General features: G+C 55.7%; 20 protein-coding genes. 1 reads left to right on the top strand and 19 read right to left on the bottom strand.

Going from position 1 to position 17,855, the window contains the following annotated elements; all coding sequences use genetic code 11:
- Positions 1-41: 41 nt before the first annotated feature.
- From GKA01_RS07370 to GKA01_RS07280, 18 genes are all read right to left on the bottom strand, one after another.
- On the bottom strand, positions 42-401 hold the full coding sequence (locus GKA01_RS07370) for a phage tail protein (RefSeq protein ID WP_146860884.1): 360 nt from the start codon (positions 399-401) through the stop codon (positions 42-44).
- Positions 398-1,021: a baseplate assembly protein gene (locus tag GKA01_RS07365; protein WP_146860881.1), complete on the bottom strand. Its 624-nt coding sequence runs from the start codon at positions 1,019-1,021 to the stop codon at positions 398-400. Before GKA01_RS07365 ends, GKA01_RS07370 begins: the two co-directional genes overlap by 4 nt.
- Positions 1,018-2,079 (bottom strand): hypothetical protein, encoded by a 1,062-nt coding sequence (locus GKA01_RS07360; protein WP_146860878.1) that lies wholly within the window; start codon positions 2,077-2,079, stop codon positions 1,018-1,020. The genes GKA01_RS07365 and GKA01_RS07360 overlap by 4 nt, the downstream gene beginning before the upstream one ends.
- Positions 2,076-2,285 carry a hypothetical protein gene (locus tag GKA01_RS07355; protein WP_146860875.1) on the bottom strand — a complete coding sequence of 70 codons (210 nt, stop codon included), beginning with the start codon at positions 2,283-2,285 and terminating at the stop codon, positions 2,076-2,078. Before GKA01_RS07355 ends, GKA01_RS07360 begins: the two co-directional genes overlap by 4 nt.
- A 7-nt stretch (positions 2,286-2,292) precedes the next feature.
- Complete coding sequence (locus GKA01_RS07350; protein WP_146860872.1) at positions 2,293-3,207, bottom strand: hypothetical protein; 915 nt, start codon at positions 3,205-3,207, stop codon at positions 2,293-2,295.
- A gap of 18 nt (positions 3,208-3,225) precedes the next feature.
- Positions 3,226-4,074 carry a hypothetical protein gene (locus GKA01_RS07345; protein ID WP_146860869.1) on the bottom strand — a complete coding sequence of 283 codons (849 nt, stop codon included), beginning with the start codon at positions 4,072-4,074 and terminating at the stop codon, positions 3,226-3,228.
- Between the two features lie 166 nt (positions 4,075-4,240).
- Positions 4,241-4,558 (bottom strand): hypothetical protein, encoded by a 318-nt coding sequence (locus GKA01_RS07340; protein WP_146860866.1) that lies wholly within the window; start codon positions 4,556-4,558, stop codon positions 4,241-4,243.
- A complete protein-coding gene (locus tag GKA01_RS07335) occupies positions 4,555-4,980 on the bottom strand; it encodes a hypothetical protein (RefSeq protein ID WP_146860863.1) in 426 nt (141 codons plus the stop codon). The genes GKA01_RS07340 and GKA01_RS07335 overlap by 4 nt, the downstream gene beginning before the upstream one ends.
- Positions 4,981-6,468, bottom strand: a complete 1,488-nt coding sequence (locus tag GKA01_RS07330) for a phage tail protein (protein WP_146860860.1) — start codon at positions 6,466-6,468, stop codon at positions 4,981-4,983. It abuts the gene before it with no gap.
- Between the two features lie 98 nt (positions 6,469-6,566).
- Entirely contained in the window at positions 6,567-7,550 is a 984-nt protein-coding gene (locus GKA01_RS07325) for a hypothetical protein (RefSeq protein WP_146860857.1), read from the bottom strand.
- 11 nt (positions 7,551-7,561) lie between these two features.
- Entirely contained in the window at positions 7,562-8,161 is a 600-nt protein-coding gene (locus GKA01_RS07320; RefSeq protein ID WP_194265861.1) for a hypothetical protein, read from the bottom strand.
- Between the two features lie 10 nt (positions 8,162-8,171).
- Positions 8,172-8,573, bottom strand: a complete 402-nt coding sequence (locus GKA01_RS07315) for a hypothetical protein (RefSeq protein ID WP_146860854.1) — start codon at positions 8,571-8,573, stop codon at positions 8,172-8,174.
- Between the two features lie 53 nt (positions 8,574-8,626).
- Positions 8,627-10,006, bottom strand: a complete 1,380-nt coding sequence (locus GKA01_RS07310; RefSeq protein ID WP_146860851.1) for a DUF4043 domain-containing protein — start codon at positions 10,004-10,006, stop codon at positions 8,627-8,629.
- Positions 10,007-10,077: 71 nt separating this feature from the next.
- Positions 10,078-10,575, bottom strand: a complete 498-nt coding sequence (locus tag GKA01_RS07305; protein WP_228119958.1) for a phage scaffolding protein — start codon at positions 10,573-10,575, stop codon at positions 10,078-10,080.
- A 14-nt stretch (positions 10,576-10,589) separates the two neighbouring features.
- Entirely contained in the window at positions 10,590-12,008 is a 1,419-nt protein-coding gene (locus tag GKA01_RS07300; RefSeq protein WP_146860848.1) for a phage portal protein, read from the bottom strand.
- A gap of 46 nt (positions 12,009-12,054) precedes the next feature.
- Complete coding sequence (locus GKA01_RS07295; protein WP_146860845.1) at positions 12,055-13,371, bottom strand: phage terminase large subunit; 1,317 nt, start codon at positions 13,369-13,371, stop codon at positions 12,055-12,057.
- Positions 13,355-13,807, bottom strand: a complete 453-nt coding sequence (locus GKA01_RS07290) for a hypothetical protein (RefSeq protein ID WP_146860841.1) — start codon at positions 13,805-13,807, stop codon at positions 13,355-13,357. The genes GKA01_RS07295 and GKA01_RS07290 overlap by 17 nt, the downstream gene beginning before the upstream one ends.
- A gap of 606 nt (positions 13,808-14,413) precedes the next feature.
- Positions 14,414-14,911, bottom strand: a complete 498-nt coding sequence (locus GKA01_RS07280; protein WP_228119957.1) for a hypothetical protein — start codon at positions 14,909-14,911, stop codon at positions 14,414-14,416.
- Positions 14,912-15,457: 546 nt separating this feature from the next.
- Here GKA01_RS07280 and GKA01_RS07270 point away from each other — a divergent pair.
- Positions 15,458-15,766 carry a helix-turn-helix domain-containing protein gene (locus GKA01_RS07270; RefSeq protein ID WP_244289179.1) on the top strand — a complete coding sequence of 103 codons (309 nt, stop codon included), beginning with the start codon at positions 15,458-15,460 and terminating at the stop codon, positions 15,764-15,766.
- Positions 15,767-16,326: 560 nt separating this feature from the next.
- Here GKA01_RS07270 and GKA01_RS07265 read toward each other — a convergent pair.
- Positions 16,327-17,841, bottom strand: coding sequence for a replicative DNA helicase (locus GKA01_RS07265; protein WP_146860825.1), 1,515 nt, complete (start codon positions 17,839-17,841; stop codon positions 16,327-16,329).
- Between the last annotated feature and the right edge of the window lie 14 nt (positions 17,842-17,855).

The following is a 17,855-nucleotide window of genomic DNA, read 5'->3' as shown; positions in this document are numbered from 1 at the left end:
ATCCTCGTGGAGCGGTTGAGTAATGTGCCGCTCTCATAATTTCAGTAGGAAAATGACAACTGCTGCTGCTGACCGGACCCGGCGTCGACATAGGAAATGTCACATCTGCAAACACCGTTTCCCCTGTCCTCGACCTGGACATTCACAGCCTGCGACGAATCAACTCCGGCATCAGCTTGAACCTGCACCCGTATGACAGATTCCATAGCTTCCGGCGCGATTACCTGCCCGACCATGAGAGGCAGTCCGACGCCATAATCAAGCTGCCAGATATAATCACCCGCAACTGTCAGAAGACGTCTCAGCAACGCTTGTCTCGTCAGTTCCGTACCTGACACCGTTTGAAGAGCGCCCGCCTCCAGAAGCAGATCATTTCCAAAAATATGTGAAAGCCCAATCATCCAAGCGGTCCCTCTGTCTTCTGACTTCCCACCAAATGGATATGTTGATTAAGAGAATGCTGGTCAGTCTGAACATCCCCGCCGGCAACTTTCAGTCCAGTAGACGTCAGCGTGACGGAGGTGTTGCCTACCGAAAATTTTATTTCACCATCTTTGAGAACAATCTGCGCATTCCCCGCTCCCACAGCGAGACAATCCGAACCGACATGCAACCAGCCAGCTTCCGAAGACGATACTCCAACAGCTCCCGAGGATGATACTGGAGGGCGCCCGCTGCCGCCCCTCACCAGAAACTCGCCTGGTTGCGCCACAGCTCCCGTCAAAGGGGAAACAGGTGCCATCACCACCGTATCGAAGATACATCCCGTCACAACCAGGTGTTCACCATCGCCTTCAACCGGCTGCAAAATAACGTGAGTTCCTGGCGAAGACGGGCAGGAAACCCGCAAATCCCCCGCATGCACGCTCCCTGCATCCGGGATCCAGCCAGTCTCTACATTTTCAGGCTGTATCCGGACTTTTACGGCATGATTGACAGGATCGACTGCTGACACGATGCCAAACATCGTATGCGCGGTCCGTCCCTGCACCACAGCCGCATCAAAACGGCCATCTATCATGCCTTTCCTCCGCGATCCCTGAGAACAACGTCCTGCACAAACCCTTTTTCAGCAGAAAAGCGTGAAATAACCTGATCGATTCCCAACGTTTTCTCCTGAGCCCCCATAACGACCGTCATGAAATCTCTAGGAACAATCCCGATTACACCCGGCATTCTGATCCGAACAGAAAGAGCATGAGCCGAAATCCGTGCATACTTTCCGCGCGCCAGTCGCTGTAATTCCTCAGACCGACGTCCAGGAATACGGAACGTATGGATAACCGAGTTTCCTGTCGGCGCATCCTGATAAAATGAAACCCCATCGTAATAAACATGCGTCGTACTTCGTTGCCTGGAGTCCCATGAAGCCATATGCACAACCACCCCGGACAAAAGCTGCAAATCTCTTGCAATATTCGTCTCAAGAACATTACGGCGCATATCAGTCACTTTAGCACCAACGTCAGAAGAAGACCCCAGCGGCTCACAGACCATGGACGTTCCTTTTGCATACAGATCGCAAAATGCGTCCCGGGCGATGGTAAAAGCCAGATCCGCAGCCGTCTGAAAACGATGCTGTCCCATTAGGGCACCGCGTTTATGCTCGATCTGCCAGAACTGTCCCGCCATGAGAGTGGCCTGATCCGAAGGCAGCAAGACCCTTGCGTCCAGTCCCGCAGCCTGCGCCATGATTTCCAGCAGTTCCTGCTGGGTGTGATTGAGCCATGCATCCTGAACACGCAGATCCATCAGCGCCGCCAGCGCATCCCGGCACTCCATCTCCAGATATGCATTTTCTGCCGCATACTCAATGTGATCGAGCCACCCTTCAAAGAGCGTCGTCCATCCCGGATCGGTACCGCTGACATCACGCATCTTCACCGCGACCCATTTTCGCTCAGGCTGTTCCGCGTCGAACCACAGATTCTGCTTTCCCTGTTTTCTGACAGCGAAACAGAGTGAAGCCACATCACACGCCTCATACCGGCTGGAATCAATTTCGAACTGAGCAAGCGCAAGAGCGGGGTCCACCTCACCGTCAAAAAGAACCTGAGCCTCAAAAGTTCTGAAACTCATTCACCCGCTCCATCCGGCAAACCAGATGTCAGATCTTGTTCAATCGATGGAATTTTCAGAACCACTGTCTGGGAAATTCTTCCCAGATCCGGATCCGTCATCCCATTAACCTGCGCAATTCTCCACCATTGGGAAGCATCCCCCAGTTCGCGCGCGGCCACATGAAACAGAGAAATATCCGCAGCACTAACAATAAAATCCTGCATTATTTCCTCACGCGAAAACAGACGGGGGAGACATCTCTTGCCCTTGCGATAGTGAAATATTCGCCACCGCCCGGTTAACGAGGCCGCCTGCATCCGCCGCGGCACTCAATAATGCTGCATTCTGCCCCAGCGCATTTAGAGAAACGCTGTTGACCGGCTGAATAGCTTCAATATTTTGTCCTGTACCTGCAATAAGGGAATTCAGGCCATTCCCGGCACTTTCCAGACCTCCGGCAACAGAGGTAAGGGCTGAAGGCACAGCCGCAAGATTCATTCCACTTTGTGCCACGCTCCCAACAGTTCCTAGAGCATCGGTCACCTTTGCAGCAAATCCTCCCACACCGATCAGGCTGGCCAGAGGCATGACCTGACCGACCACAGAGGATACTTGTCCTGCTGCCGCAAATAAGCCCTCGGAAACCTCGGAAACGACGCCCGAGAAACTGTCCAGAGCACTCCCGACATCTTCTCCCAGAACTCCGGATAAGGTACTTGAAGCCTGCGTGGACGTCGTTTCCTGGGGCCGTTCAAGAATCAACGTGTAGGAGCAGACGGCTCCTTTGGCCTGATAGACATAATTAAACTGGGCAATCCAGACCTGTACGGAAAGACCGGCCGCTGAAAAGACGACCTGCTGTCCCACCATTCTCATACGCTCAACCGCCTGCGCTCGCATCTGCGCGTCCGGTCCAAGAAAACGCCCCTTAAGTTCCAGACGCCCCGGGTCATTTCCCAGAGCATCAACAACTTTCCCACCGCCAGGCAAGCGATGCACAACCAGCATCTGGCGACCGCCGACCTGTAGCGAGTCAGGAACCTCAATTCCTGTCAGAACAAGATTTCCCAGTATTACAGGCGATGATGCACCGAGCCGTCCTACAGCGCCAATGGCGTTTTCTATATCAGAAAGCCCAACTCCCATCAGGGGACATCTCCTCTCTCAGAGAAAGCCAATACTCCGCCCCGGATATTGAGGCTGCATGATTTCGTCCACGCCACTCCCAGAGCGCCGGGCCGCCATCCGTACTCGTCGATCTCCCAACGAAAAATTTGTATCCTTCACGTCGGAGCCGGAATAGAGTTCGTGGAACTGAGCATCATGTCGTGCAATCTCACGATCCATTCCTGATAAGGAACGTTTTTCTTGCCCATCTCTGTGAACCGCACTCTCCACACTGACTGACTGCCGCACCCTAGGCACATGTAAAGCACCCTCTTGCGAAATAGTCGCTTTATGAAGAACCTGCCCATTCTCGTGGTCGAAGCGGTATTGTCTTCCAGCCCCCACCACTTTCGGCGACGTAGGATGCCGAACAGCGCTTGCTGCGGCCGTTACCGATAAAACAGTCCGCTTCCGCAGGTTGAAAGCTGAAAAATCTTTTCTGTTCCGTCCAACAACCTTATTCGTGACACTATCCATCTGCCATTTGACACTTGGCCGACACGTTTTTCCTGTAAATTTTTGAGCCTTTTCCGGAAAAGACACCTGCAACGGAGCAAGCACTTCAGATCCATGTCGCAGAATGCGCGCATATGGCACTGAAGGCATCACACCCCGTGTCATATCCTGCACCCGCGCCACCTCGTTCACCAGAATATTAGGCCTCGTTCTGACCGAGGTCATGTTTTTTGAAAAAACCGGGCGTTTTCTGACACCCGCGACACCAGCCTGTCTCTTGATGCGAGGAACCGCTGCTCTCAGCAGTGATCCCCGCATAAGCGCCACAGAAGAACCGACAAAAAATGGTCTGATCAGGAGAATATTTCGCCAGAAAGTTTTCCGCATCATATTTCTCCCCGATAGGACATCATATCCCAGTCAAAGCTGTGCCCGTTCCGCTCAGCAGTAATCACACAGGCAGCCATCCGCCGGGCCCGGGACCATCCCCTCAACACATCCCAAGGCACCCCGTGATCCAGCAGATAAAGCATCTCCTGAAACCCGGGGTGCCGGCTCAGTTTTTTGCGACGTCCCGGCTATCCTCGTCCACACCCCGTTCAAACAGGGGCGTAAGCGCTGCAATTCCGGTTTTTCCGACCCGACGTGCCAGATCCCTGATTTCTTCCTTGGTCTGCGGCATCTGAACCGGAACGCCATCAATAGCCGTCACCGAGCAGATCATTTCCGCATAGCCAAGCCACGCGGACGCAGACGCACCATTGATCGCGCTTCCTGCCGCCTCGATCAGATCCAGCATATCGGCAGGATCGATTTCACGAAGCGCAAGACGACGGTCATCTGAAAGAACAAGTTCCTGCGGAAAATCACTCACGAAATCTTCGTCCTCGTAGAAGCAAAGAACTGAACCGTCTGATGGATCATATGGTCCGCCTGCCAGGGATCACTCTTCAGTTGCATCGAGACATTGCTGAATTCCCAGGTACTGGTCGTTCCGTCCGGTTCAGTCACGTACTGATAGATCGTGCCGCTCCCGACAGTACCGGCATTCCAGTACGCCGCCTCAATAGCCGCAACCAGATTGTCCAGAGCTGCATTGGCACGAGCGATCTGAAATACGCCCCGCCAGCCATTGGGCACATTGAATTCCAGCGGAACCCCGTTCAGGGGATTGGCGCGCAGGGCCTGTGTTTCTTGGGACGCGTTGAAAGACGTGACATCCCGCAGATCAACCCGCTGCCCGTTCCACAGAACCGTAATCCGGCAATCCCGGCCAATGCTGTATGGATTTGCCATTTAGCCGACACTCCCCGACGCAGACGACACCGTAACGGAAGCGCCACCCTGCAGATTGACAATAAATTTCTCGTTGATGCCTTGGTAGCGGACCGCCACATCCGCCTGCACATAGCCCAGTGCCGTCCGAGACTGTGGGTTATTACTGGAATCACACACTACACTGTAAGGCAGCTCACCATTCTGAACGCCCAGAATGTTCTGCGACAGCAGAGACGACAGAAAACCCAGAAGAGTTGAACGGATATCGCTGAAAAGCGTGTCGTTGATAACTTCACCCACATATCCGCCCATGCCACCAGCAAGCGACGACGCAATGTAATTTGTCAGGCGTGTATAACTGTCACCATTCACAGTACTCTTGCTGGACGAGTTATGCCCACAGCGCACCGCCCAGTAAGCGCCACCTGGCGCCGGATTGCAGATCACGTCGATCCCCGCCGTAAATAGAGCGGACAACTCGGCAGTTGAATATGTTGCGCTGCTTCCGGTCAGGCCAGCCTTCTGGCTGCCCACAATCCCCGCAAGAGCCTTGTTCAGGCTGGACTGCTCAGGCGAAAGCGCTGCCAACTTTCCTCCCGAAAATGCCTGAGGACTGACCAGCATCACACCATACGTATCATCACTCCACCAGAGCCAGTCGCCAAACATGAGCTTGACCGATGCCGCATCCAGCCCACTACCCGCCTTGACCGAAATGGCATTCGTCACGCTGTCGGAGGCTGGACCTACCGCAATCATGTAAACCCCTTCCGAGGTTCCGAAAGCCGACTGTGCCGTATAAGACGTGCTGTCCGTCACACCATGCAGCAGCGCCACCGCGCATCCCTGACCACGCAGCGCATACATGCCCGTCCGGACCGCGCTATCCTCTCCCACAAACTGTGCGGTCGTCGGCTCTCCACCATCCGTACCGCCCGAGAGCGCCACATTCCCAACCGCCAACGCCGGGACGGTCTCCGGCAATACGATCTTCACAAGAGCATTCAGATCCTGCGCCACAGCAGACGCAAGCGCAGACCAGTCCGCTCCAGCATACGTCGTCGCACCCAGGTCGGCATGTGTAACCGCAAGAGCATAGCCAGACCCCGTCGCCGTTACCGCAGCCCCGATGCCATTTCCTGCACTCCCCGTATGAACAGCCTGGATTGCCACACCAACAATGCTGCCCGTCGCAGCAACATCCGTGCCGTCCGTTACCCGGACAACCACAAAAGATGACGCCTGCTGCATCACGGCAATATTCACTGCCAAGCCCGCATCTGTCGTTTTATTCTGCTTGGCGCCGAACGCCGCAATATAATCGCTCATGCCGCCGATTGGCAGCGGCATTCCCACCGGGCCCCAGCCGGCAGTTCCGACGACCCCCAGTTGCGAAGACGCAGCCCCCGCCAAAGCCAACGTCTGCGGCTGGGCGATCTGCACATAAAGATTTGGCACAGTCAGTGCCGTGGTATTCAGTGTTCCCGCCTGATAGACCAGAGACATCCCCGGATCGCTCTCCAAAATGCAGAAAGCGGGCACTTCCCCGAGGAAATAACCCGCTTTCCTGAATGAAATTTCAGCTCTTTAACACAGCCTTGAAGTCAGGCAGCCGCAACCACTGTCCCGAACCGATCAACCCCCAGACCGGGGTAGGACGTCGCCGCAGCCCGTGTGGCGATCACCGCCTGCATCGCCTCCAAAGCCGCCGTAACAGTCTGGTTTTGAGCCCCGGGAGCCAGAATGCCGAAAGACGCTGGAAGTCCCTTTTCACCAGACAGGGTTCCGATGCCACACAGCATGTCAGAAGCCCATTGCACCTGAAGGGTGTCAAAAACCAGCTCATAGAAATAATCCCGCCGATACAGCGCTTCGTTCTGCATCGTGTCGACATCTTCCACGCTCTGAAAGCGGAGCTGAGCCTCCCGCCCATCCAGAGTGCTGATCCAACTCTGTTCAGCAAGCGCGGTATCCAGAACGGAAGCCAACGTTTCACGCGCCGTTGCATCCGCTGTCCAGATCGATACGCGATAAAGCTGAGCCTGACGCCGCGTCACCCGAACCGACTGACCGTATCCACCGGCATGCCCGTTCACCATGCGACCCGGCACGCTGATCACTGCGCCAGTCGCGACACCCCCGCTCAGCGCTGCCGCAAGAGCGGCTGCGACTGTCTCAGGTGTGTCCTGTGCCATCACCGCATAAGCCGCGGAAGGAGCGCCCTCATACAGCACATCATCCAGCCAGACCGCCACGACACCTGCAGGCGTAACATCCCCGGAAAAGACAATTTTTACTGTCCCATCCACAACGACGACCCCGACCGTAGGAGCAACCTTCTGCTGCACCCGCCATGGACGTCCCAAGGGTTCAATCCATTCAGGCATCTTTCGGGGCGACATTGTAACGGTAACGAAATCGATGTTATTCCGGATATTCTGCGCCGTAAAAAGATCGCTGGGCAACAGCCATCCCCGCCTCAGAACCACCTGACGTCCCGTCACGGAAGCGCCCGACAGTCCTTGCGGATAAAGAACCTGTGCACAGTTATAGGCAAGCGCCAACCCAACCCTGGAAGCGTCTGTCATTCCCGTCCTCCTCAGACCTGCTGAAGCGACATGGTACAGCGGATGCCGAACTCCGATATTTCCACTGCATTGATGGTATATGTCGTTCCCAGATCCGTCGTCACCGTCATGTAAGGCGTCAGCACCACCCCGGGCAGAAGCGGCAGATATATGACTGACTGTCCCGGTCGGGTCGCACCAGGAACTCCACTTCCTGAAGATTCCCCCTTCGCCCGCATGATGATGCCCGCAGGACACTCGGAAACAAGCGTCTGCACAGTTCCCGTTACCCCGCTGACCGAAACCGTCCTGCTGCACACCACACAGAGCGGGGGCCGCAAAGGCTCAACAGACGCCACGAAATATGTCCGACCACTCGCGACAAGGATATCACCTACCTCCGTATCATCACGTCGATCCGTCAGAACATACTCCGTCGGAATTCCCCACCCGATCGGCTGCGTAAACGAAAATTCCGCATCCACGTCGAAAGCCAGCGTGGGCTGGGCATGGAGCGTCTCCATCGGCAACACTCCACCCGAAGGGCGATACTGCTCCCCCGAAGCACCCAGCACCGTCGCTGCCCGAGCGTATCCCCGGGAGAGCCTGGCTGCGATCATTGTCTGCTGCACACCGCGCTCCTCAAACTACAATTGCCCGTCCGTCCTGCAATTCGAGGCCGCCCGTTACACCAAGAAAGACACACAGCCGTCGGCGCCACAGATTGAAAAGCATCACCCGGTCCTGAATTTCCCGACCGTTGTGATACCAAGCCGCAGCCCGCGCCGTATCCAGATTGTCTGAAGACGCAGTGATCGCATTTTCCAATGGATAAAGCTGCTCCAGATAAAGCCGTATCTGCTGAAGCTCCGCCCCTGACAGACAGTTCATCCGCCACTCCAGCGCTCCTTCGACCTGGAAGAAACGCCAGGATTCCTGATTCCCTTCCCGCGATCCGGTGGCGGGATAACCACAGAACCGACGAATATCCATCTTCTCTCCTTCCGAGAGAAGATCCGTCGACAAACCAACCGTTCCGGACATATCCTTCTCCCCGCAAGAGAGGCCCCCGCCGTTCAGGCAGGGGCCGGAAGACCTCAGAACGTCAGACCAAGAGCATCCGTACCAAGGCTCTCGATCACCACACCACGTTTGAGATAGCTGTTCGTTGCCGTCGGAATGACGGTCATATCCGCCGTCACATCTGTCGGAAGCGCAAAGCCACCAATCCAGTACCAGGACTGCGCAATGATCTGGCGCAGACGATCAAGCGGTTCACGCGTCACCATGGCCACGCTATCCACCATCTCGATCAGCGCCCTCTCCGCATCCGGAATATCGGAATGCCCTGTCAGAGCACAGTCACCCTCAATAAGCGCACCCTGCCCAAGAAGCAGCGCACGGTGAATGGAACCTGCACCCAGCGATACCTGCTGAGGCGCTTCAGTCGTCGGTATGAACCGCACACCCAGAAGCTCTATAACCTGTCCAGAACGATACTCTTCCGAACCATAAGCCCCACGGTACAGATGCTTGAAATCCGGATCCCGGAAAAGCGACAGAAGCTGAAGGTCATCGAGATAACAGTGATACGCACCGTTAATCATCGGCACGTTATTACGCCGCAGCGTCGCCACACCGGCCAGAACCTGCTGAATGCCCAACGTATCTGCCAGACCGTTCGCACTCGCCGTCTGCAACGCAGCAGTCGTCAGACGACCATTCGGACGGATCACCAGCGGTGCCGTGGACGCCACAACGGCCTGACCTTCCGTACCATCCGAAACCGACACAGAAGCCGAAAACGTCATCTGACCCGAAACACCGCCAGGTGCTGTAGAAACATTCGTCGCATCTTCCGTAACGCTAACAAGTGTATAAACGTCACTCCCAATAGTGACCGTCATGCCGTTGGTTGCACTGATTGGCGTAACCTGGCCATTCACGATCACGGACTGAAAACCACGAATATCATCCACCGCAATGGTGTCACCAGCGCTCCCCAGCGTCGCCGTCACACGCGTGTTGCCACCCAGATAACCGCCCACACCATTCTGCGCACCACCAAACAGCGTATTGCGTGCCAGACGGTCAAGAGACTGCATGGCCTGCACACCATTAGTATTGGCGTTGGCCAGGAACTGCGACGCAATCCCCACACCACTGGTGACCATGTTCAGATCAATCGTATCGCCATACTGGTTGATGGACAGCGTATACTGTTCAACCGACCAGCCAGACGGGCTTAGACCATTGTCGAAATTCGTATTACCCGTCGGGTTCAGCGGCGTCGTCACTGGAGCCTTCAGACTCTTGCGGGTTTTCGTCAGCGTCTCACCAATGGCATTCGGGAACACTTCACGATCGGCAACCTGCCGGAAACCCAGTCGGGATTTCAGACCATTCTCGAATTCGCGGGCCAGAAAACCCTGCTGAATGGCGGCCTGAAGCTGAACAGGAAAATTATCAATGCTCATGTGTTTTTTTCCGTAAATGTGTTTTCTGAACCCGGCCTGCCATCAGACCCGGTCAAAGATCGTCCCGGGCTTCAACCCTGGGCCAGAAACTGCCATTTGCGCGTTTCGTAATCCGCCTCGCTGGCGGCGCGCGCATTGAACGGTTCAATCCCACCCGGCCGCGGCGCTGCCTGCCCGACAGTCGTTCCGCTCGAATATCCAGGCCGGAGCGCCTCGCCGAACAAATAGGCCCGCTCCTGACGGGCCTGCTGCAAAGCCTCAACCACACCGACCACTGAGCCGTCCTCGCCCCGATCGATCCCCTTCAGGTCAATCAACCGCACGACATCATCAGGGTTATGCGCACCATTGCGGATCGCTTCAGCACGAAGCGCCGCCACAATGACCTCCCGGTCACTATCCTGCCGCACCCGGGCCAGCGCTTCCTCATGACTGCGCTGAAGCGTCTCCTGTCGCGTCACCACATCCGTCATCTCCTGACGAACCGCCTCAACCTCGCTCCGCGCTTCATTCAGCGCCCGACGCAGAGCCTCCACATCCTCGATGGTGTCATCAGTTCCGGACATCATTCCCCCGTCAACACTCATGCTTGTTCAGAAGCACACCATTGCTCCAGCATTTTCCATTCCGTATTCGGATCAGAATTTCCCGATGCCATCGCAAACATCCGAACCGCCGTTTCGCGGCTCAGAATTCCATTGGAAACAGCCGTCACCAGCCCCTGCGTCAGTGAAAGAAGCTCCGGATCCGTGGACGGAAACCACGCCGGCCACCGCAAACTCATGCGGCAGTACGGCAGGTCCTTGACCAGCGTTCCCCCGATCCGAAGCCCGTTTTCCAGAACACAGGAAAACTGGCACGCCATCCGGTAAATCGAAATCAGCGCACCTTCGCCGTAGGAGTGGCGCAAACGATCCACCAGCCAGATCAGAGGCTGACACATCATCTCCATGGCCTTCCCCGACTGCGCGCCGCCAACCCGGTCACCATGAGCCCGGTTGCCATGCAACTGCTCCAACACCACCAGACGCAATTCCCGATAATGATCGAGCACCGCCCCCGCTGCGTTCCCGTTAATTTCCAGCAGTTTGGCATCACCCTCGGGGGGAAGCGTCAACGCCGAAGCTGCCCCCCCCTGATGTGCAATCCCGTCGGAAAATCCACCTGTCTTCAGAACCAGCGTCGGATCTGAGCCATATTTCAGCCCCCGACCTGCCTGTGACAGCAGATAATCCGCTTCGATCACCGTATCGATGGCCCGCTCGAACGTGCACTCACCTTCCGGATCACGCCCACAAGGCCCACCCAGATTGCGTATCCACACAATAGGCACGAACCCCAACCCATGCCGAACAGAGCGGCTCTCGTCCCGAACCCCGCCATCCATTCCCACCAGCCAGGGCACGGAAACCGCACAATCCAACGGCGTCCAGACCCGCTGCCACCAGAACTGGGCACTCAGAAGCTCATCCGCAATCGGATAACCCTGCGCCGCCAGATCCCGCCCCCGGACCAGAAACCGCTCCTCAACCCGAAGCAGTTCCCCTGTCGCATCATCCCAGAACGGCGTCAGATATGCTGTTTCCAGCACGGACAACTTCGGAACCCCGGCCGAGACCTCGAACAGGATCGCAACCGATCCCACCGACCCCAGCCGCGCCGCTTCCATCAGCAACGACGCCAGCCGGGCCTGCGAAGCAAACGCGCTCAAAGCATGCGCCACCCGCGCATCATCCGTCACCAGACCAGGCCAGTGCGTATCCCCGAACAGCAGCGAAACCGACTCATCCACAACCGTCCGGCACAAATTCGTGCGAACAGAAGGACGCCGGCTGGACAGCGGAATATATTCTCCCGCCCCAGACTTCTCCATCGAGAACGGATGCGGCAACGCATCATACTGCGTTCCGTCCAGAACACGCTTAAGCGCCAGCAGCCGCGCCGTCCGCGCGGACGCACCCGCGGGAACAGCATAACGCTGTTGCAGGGACAACCAGTCCATGTGTTCTCCATTGTTTCAGGCCACATCCCGACCCGCAAAGATCGGTTCAGCGCGCCAGCGAAAATCCAGACGAGCTCCAGCCCGTCATGCCGCCGTTTCCGGCAAGCATCAGTTCACTCAGCCCCCAGACCATCGCATCCGCCCGGTCCGGAGACCGTGGACCACGATATCCACTGACCGAGAAATGGCAGAGCTGATCCTCCAGAGCCGGAAACCGCCCATGATGCACAACCCTGCCAACCTCATAGAGCGCTGCAACCGGCTCTGCGCGTGCCGCCTTCCCCCGCGCCGCTGTCACCAGCTTGACCGAGGCATGCGACCGCACACTCCGGATCGTGCCCTCTACCAGAGCCCCGCCGAAGTTCCGCTCCGCAACAATGCGTTCAGCACCCCATTCATCAAATGCCCGCAGGGCTCTTGCAGCCCAACCCGCCGGACTATCCCTGGCAGAAAGATCTTCCAGAACATGCCCCACACCAGCCGCATCAACGCCGCAGACCACAATCCCGATCTCGTCGGACCTGTAATCTTCCGGTCCCGCAGCCCCCGAAGGATCAACAGACACCAGAATACGCCGCATCCGAGCCGCAACATCCGAACGGCTCTGTGACGTAATCGCCAGCTCGCGCCGGAATATCTCCAGCCGCCACAGCGCGCCTTCAACAACCGATTGATATTCACCATACAGAAACCGCCGCCTTTCCCGCTCAGGGAGCGCTTCAAGGCTGGCGAGATAATCCTCGCTCAAATTATCCCGGTTAGCCTGCGGATTGAGGATCATCGTCGCATACAGCGACCTGTTGTCCGCTAACGGTTCTCCCGACTTCGGCTCGATCCCGCTTTCAAAAAGCGCATAAAGCCAGTGCCCCATGCTCGGCGGATTGGCATCAATATATTCCTTCACCGCCAGACCCGTCTTCTGCGCCAGGCGCGTCAGAAGCATGTTCCGCGCGCCATAACTGATCTGGCTGGCCTCGTTCAAATAAACGGTCGCAAATTCCAGACCCAGAATTTTCTCGGTCCGCTGTTCGTCATCCAGCCCCCCGAAAAAGATCGTCGATCCATTCGGGAACGTCACAACACAGTCCTGGCGGTCCAGCTTCCACCCGACCTGCGGAAAACACATCCGCATGACCTTCGGAAACGTGTCCCGCAAAACCGACGCCTTCAGCGCCGTCAAACGATGACGAAAAATGCCATGTCGACTTTGCGACGCTTTCAGCGCCCGTATCACAACAGCCCGAACCAGAACAAAGGTCTTTCCCGACCGCGATCCGCCTCTCAGAAGAATATGCCTTGCCGGCCCACCAAGCAGCCGCACCGCTTCACGCTGCGAATCATTGAGCCTAAAGGGCGCTGTCATCACGGCTGATACTGATCGAAATCATACCCGAACGCCCTTCTGCCTCGGCGCCCGGCCTGAAACGTGCGGGACGATGCGCCCGCAGCAGAAAAGCCATCAACCCGTCACTATAACGTTTGCGGACCAGAGGATTTCCCGTATCCGGATCGCAGACCACCCGACCGGCATACGTCACGGGCTCATCATAGCCTTCTATGGCCCTGCGCCTTGCCTCAGCCTCAAGGGCATCCGCGGCTTCCTCCAGAGCTTCTTCCCATTGAGAGGAAAATTCCTTATCCGTATCTTTCCACAGATATAACGTACTCCGCCGGACATCTGCGACACGACCAGCTTCCGAAATATTTCCACTTGCAGACAGATGTTCGAGGAATTTCTTTTTCCGTTCCCATGACTGTTCCCGTCGCAGAGAACATTTACCAAACACGTCTTCAACCATCTGCCTAAACCTTTTCTCCCGGACTGACCTGAGAAGCACTCATCACCCGGCTCTCAGCAAAGCCTCCCGGCGGCTCATCATCATACCGGCTTCCAGCCAGACAGCACGGACCGGCTCTTTTCGTGATCGACCCCTATGCTCTCGCTCACCCCTTTGTGAAACTTCAACATTCCTCTGTTTCTGTTCACGCTCGGCTCGCGCACCAATTCGAGAAAGAGTTTCCTGCGCTACCACACCAATGACACGAACCGAAGGGAGCGACCGCTGACAAAGAATGGATCTGCATCGCACATCAAGACGGGAGAGACCTGCATCCACAAGCTCATGCCACTCCAGTCTGACATCGGCTCGATGAACAACCTCTCCTTCATAGACGAGAGGGCACCCCAAAATTGAACTCACATTTTTCTGAAGAACAATAAATATCTGCCGACCTGACAAAACAACGCTACCAGGATAAATGTCGTTTTTTTGCATAAATCAGGAAACTTCCAAAATAAAAGCCTCATATCAATTGATCTGAGGCTTTTTGTATTCAGGATTTAATTCTTCATTATGAATTATTTATAATAAAACTGCATTCGGATAGCAAGCGATAATTTATCGTTAACGTATTTTTTTTCTCGTTTTATCTTGAGACAACACTTCATAGACGTGCGCCAGCTGTTCCAGAACCAGCGCGCACTGAGCAGAAACCTTCATTCTGGCGCGCCCCTCAGACAACGCCGGATAGAGATGACGCGCCATCGCAGAAAATGACATCTCACGCGCCAGAAGCATTTCGAGACGAACATGGACGCACAGTCCAAGCATGTCACGGATGCGCGTAATCCGCGCGGAACATTCTCCTCTACCCATCATCCATGTATGAATATCTCCCCGCTCCCTGACCCGACCATCAGACCGCGAATTTTCAATCACCCCAAGAGAAGCAAAAACATACTCTCTATACCAACGGTCTGCCGCACTCAGTTCGTCGTCGCCAATGTCACCGGCGTCATACATGGACTGCACCGCATTCACGACCCGGAATGTATTTGACACTTCGCGGATATCCGAATGGCCGTAACGCTCAGCCGTGGGCCTCACCACAGCATCGGACATTCCATAAGATCCCGTCGACGAGACGTCCTGCACGCTATCAAACATCAGTTGATCTCCATTCCAGAATCACGCCCACCCATCGGCTGCAGTCCAGGAAAAACAGGCGCCAAATCAGCCCCCCAAAGCGCGTTCCAACTAACAGGATGACCTGCCGGAAGGGCGTCAATCGTTTCCCTGTCCGTTGCCAGTCGCGCCCGCTGTTTCGAGCGCCCGGATGTTTTTATGGCAGAACGTCCACGCCCCCTGCGCGGTCCACCCTGCTCAGGTAGCCAACCGTCAGAAGCCAGCATGGCTGCCAGAGCATCTGCGGAAACCCGGCGGGGTACAGAACCTGATTTGACCTGCCTCATCTCAATACCCTTCATCAGTACAGGACTGTTACCAACTTTGGCAAAATGCCATAGATGGTGATAAAAAAAACTTCTTCTGGATTTGGCATAAAGCCATTGCTAAAAAGGCCTTATGGCCAAACACAAGCGCCCGGACTCTCTGACTGCACTCCAACGAGCCATCGGAACTCGCATTTCCTGGGCTCGTGAACTCGTCATGCCCAACCAAAGTGAGTGCGCCCGCCTTCTGGGCGTTGACGCCTCCACCCTCAACAAGATCGAACGGGGAGACCGCGCACCCAGCGTTTTCCTCATTGCGGCACTGTCGAACCGCCTGCGCGTCTCGACAGATTTTCTTCTGAAAGGCGTCCTGAACGGTCGTACCGACGAAGAACTGGCCCTGCGGCTGGCTGCCCTGCACCCAGAACTGGTGCTCCAGCGGCAAGACATGGCTCCAAGCACGGACAGAAACACGTCTTCCGACATACCTGATCCGCCCAAGAGACCAGATGAGGAGATCCATTAGTGACCGTTTCACCGGTTTCCGTACGCATTCAGGCGCCCCCCATTCGATACGATGCGATCATTTCGCGTCATCGATGGAATGAACAAATCGGAAACATTGCTGGCTGCCAGATAGTCTAAATTCATTGACCAGCTCCGTTCCTCCCGGTCGATCACCCCCATGGCAACCACCGATTAACGATAAATTAATGGCACTGTGCCAATGGGTCAAGGAACAAATATGGCGTTGAGCCAATATGCGTGATTTTGACCGGCATCATTTTTGGGGATTTACGCCATAATATGTGCTTCGGCTGCATGCGCTTTCACGCAATTCCAGCTAGAAATCACACTGAAGGGTTTCATATTGCAGCTTTTTTCAGGAACTGGTTCTTTCGGTAATTTGTACCAATACGATATTAATTACCGATTTATGCCGTTGTGGGCCTGAATCAGAAAAGTTTTCTGCTCACGGAAATAAATTTTACCCTGACCAATTTTTATGCAATTCGTCCAGACACCACATATCTATATGTTATATTTTAAAGACCTCGCAATGAGATACCCATCTCAATTTCGCAGTTATTCGTGAACGATATCCAGATCTCCAAATCTGGTATATTCGCCTTCAAAGTAGAGCTGAATGGTTCCAGTAGGTCCATGTCGCTGCTTCTCAAGAATCAGTTCTGCCTTGTTGTGCACCAGAGCCATCTTGCGCTGCCACTCCTCTGTCGCAACCTGAAACTTGTCATTACTATCGTAAGCACTGTCCTTGGGCTGACGCTGCTGCAAATAATATTCGTCGCGATAAACGAACATGACCGCATCTGCATCCTGTTCAATGGATCCCGATTCGCGCAGATCTGACAACATGGGACGTTTGTCCTCACGCGATTCGACCTGCCGTGAAAGCTGCGACAAAGCAATCACTGGCACCGCAAGCTCTTTGGCAATTGCCTTAAGTCCCTGTGTGATCATCGAGATTTCCAGCACGCGACTATCAGGTTTCGTCCCGATCGCAGGCCGCATCAGTTGCAGGTAATCCACGACCACCAGGCTAAGCCCCTGCGTTCGTGCCAGGCGCCGACACCGCGTCCGCATTGCCGAGAGCGAGATCGCTGGGGTGTCATCAATATAGAGGGGCAATCTCTGCAATTCACGCGCAACACGGACAAACCGGTCAAATTCCTTCTGCCCGATATCGCCACGCCGGATTTTCTCACCCGACACCTCGGCTTCACCCGACAAAATACGCGTCGCCAACTGCTCGGAGGACATTTCCAGAGAGAAAATCGCAACCGAACCTTTCGGCTTCTCTCCACTATCTTCAGCATCCCGCAGAATGGAACGCGCGGCCGAAAACGCGATTTTAGTCGCAAGCGCCGTTTTTCCCATCGCAGGGCGTCCCGCAAGAATGATCAGATCGGAAGGATGCAACCCACCTGTGCGCTTGTCGAAATCCCGCAGACCCGACGTCAACCCGACCACATCGCCGGTTCTTTGATAAGCCTTCGTCGCGACATTGACCGCGTCCGTCAACGCTTTGGTAAACGAGACAAACCCGCCTTCCTGCCCACGCTCCGTAGCAAGTTTGAACAGGGCCTCTTCGGACGCGGCAATCTGATCCGAACCGTCCAGATCTGGCCGAGCACCAAAAGCATTATTAACGACTGTTTCGCCAATATCGATCAGTTGCCGCCTGACCCAGGCATCATGAATCACACGCCCATAGTCGCCAGCATTGACGATACCCACCATCGCCGTCAGCAGCTTGGCCAGATAGACAGGTCCCCCGGCAGCATCCAAAATACCCGTATGTTCAAACTCAGCCCGCATGGTTACGGGATCGGCCAGCTGCCCTCGTTCGATACGCCGGGCAATGGCCTCATAGATGCGCCCGTTAAGAGCATCCGAAAAATGAGCAGGCTCCAGGAAGTCCGAAACCCGTTCATACGCCTTGTTATTGGTGAGAATGGCGCCCAGCAGCGCCTGTTCCGCCGCTGTGCTGGACGGAGGGCTACGCCTCAGCAGAGCGCTGAGGTCTCCCTCGCCGGAGGACTTGTCGGAAGCGGATGAGGAGGAGTGCGATTCGATCATATTCACACAGTCCT

It is taken from the genome of Gluconobacter kanchanaburiensis NBRC 103587, assembly GCF_007988905.1.
GTDB lineage: Bacteria > Pseudomonadota > Alphaproteobacteria > Acetobacterales > Acetobacteraceae > Gluconobacter > Gluconobacter kanchanaburiensis.
Note: the sequence above shows the minus strand (reverse complement) of the source record. Positions and strands in the feature narration are given on the sequence as shown.

Excerpts from the sequence above, each read along its gene's own strand:
- GKA01_RS07330 (WP_146860860.1), bottom strand. The coding sequence starts at position 6,468 with ATGTCTCTGGTCTATCAGGCGGGAACACTGAATACCACGGCACTGACT.
- GKA01_RS07305 (WP_228119958.1), bottom strand. The coding sequence starts at position 10,575 with ATGATGTCCGGAACTGATGACACCATCGAGGATGTGGAGGCTCTGCGT.
- GKA01_RS07265 (WP_146860825.1), bottom strand. The coding sequence starts at position 17,841 with ATGATCGAATCGCACTCCTCCTCATCCGCTTCCGACAAGTCCTCCGGC.
- GKA01_RS07295 (WP_146860845.1), bottom strand. The coding sequence starts at position 13,371 with ATGACAGCGCCCTTTAGGCTCAATGATTCGCAGCGTGAAGCGGTGCGG.
- GKA01_RS07315 (WP_146860854.1), bottom strand. The coding sequence starts at position 8,573 with ATGTCCGGAACGGTTGGTTTGTCGACGGATCTTCTCTCGGAAGGAGAG.
- GKA01_RS07335 (WP_146860863.1), bottom strand. The coding sequence starts at position 4,980 with ATGGCAAATCCATACAGCATTGGCCGGGATTGCCGGATTACGGTTCTG.
- GKA01_RS07270 (WP_244289179.1), top strand. The coding sequence starts at position 15,458 with ATGCCCAACCAAAGTGAGTGCGCCCGCCTTCTGGGCGTTGACGCCTCC.
- GKA01_RS07290 (WP_146860841.1), bottom strand. The coding sequence starts at position 13,807 with ATGGTTGAAGACGTGTTTGGTAAATGTTCTCTGCGACGGGAACAGTCA.
- GKA01_RS07300 (WP_146860848.1), bottom strand. The coding sequence starts at position 12,008 with ATGGACTGGTTGTCCCTGCAACAGCGTTATGCTGTTCCCGCGGGTGCG.
- GKA01_RS07280 (WP_228119957.1), bottom strand. The coding sequence starts at position 14,911 with ATGTCCGATGCTGTGGTGAGGCCCACGGCTGAGCGTTACGGCCATTCG.
- GKA01_RS07350 (WP_146860872.1), bottom strand. The coding sequence starts at position 3,207 with ATGGGAGTTGGGCTTTCTGATATAGAAAACGCCATTGGCGCTGTAGGA.
- GKA01_RS07365 (WP_146860881.1), bottom strand. The coding sequence starts at position 1,021 with ATGATAGATGGCCGTTTTGATGCGGCTGTGGTGCAGGGACGGACCGCG.
- GKA01_RS07360 (WP_146860878.1), bottom strand. The coding sequence starts at position 2,079 with ATGAGTTTCAGAACTTTTGAGGCTCAGGTTCTTTTTGACGGTGAGGTG.
- GKA01_RS07370 (WP_146860884.1), bottom strand. The coding sequence starts at position 401 with ATGATTGGGCTTTCACATATTTTTGGAAATGATCTGCTTCTGGAGGCG.
- GKA01_RS07310 (WP_146860851.1), bottom strand. The coding sequence starts at position 10,006 with ATGAGCATTGATAATTTTCCTGTTCAGCTTCAGGCCGCCATTCAGCAG.
- GKA01_RS07355 (WP_146860875.1), bottom strand. The coding sequence starts at position 2,285 with ATGCAGGATTTTATTGTTAGTGCTGCGGATATTTCTCTGTTTCATGTG.
- GKA01_RS07325 (WP_146860857.1), bottom strand. The coding sequence starts at position 7,550 with ATGACAGACGCTTCCAGGGTTGGGTTGGCGCTTGCCTATAACTGTGCA.
- GKA01_RS07345 (WP_146860869.1), bottom strand. The coding sequence starts at position 4,074 with ATGATGCGGAAAACTTTCTGGCGAAATATTCTCCTGATCAGACCATTT.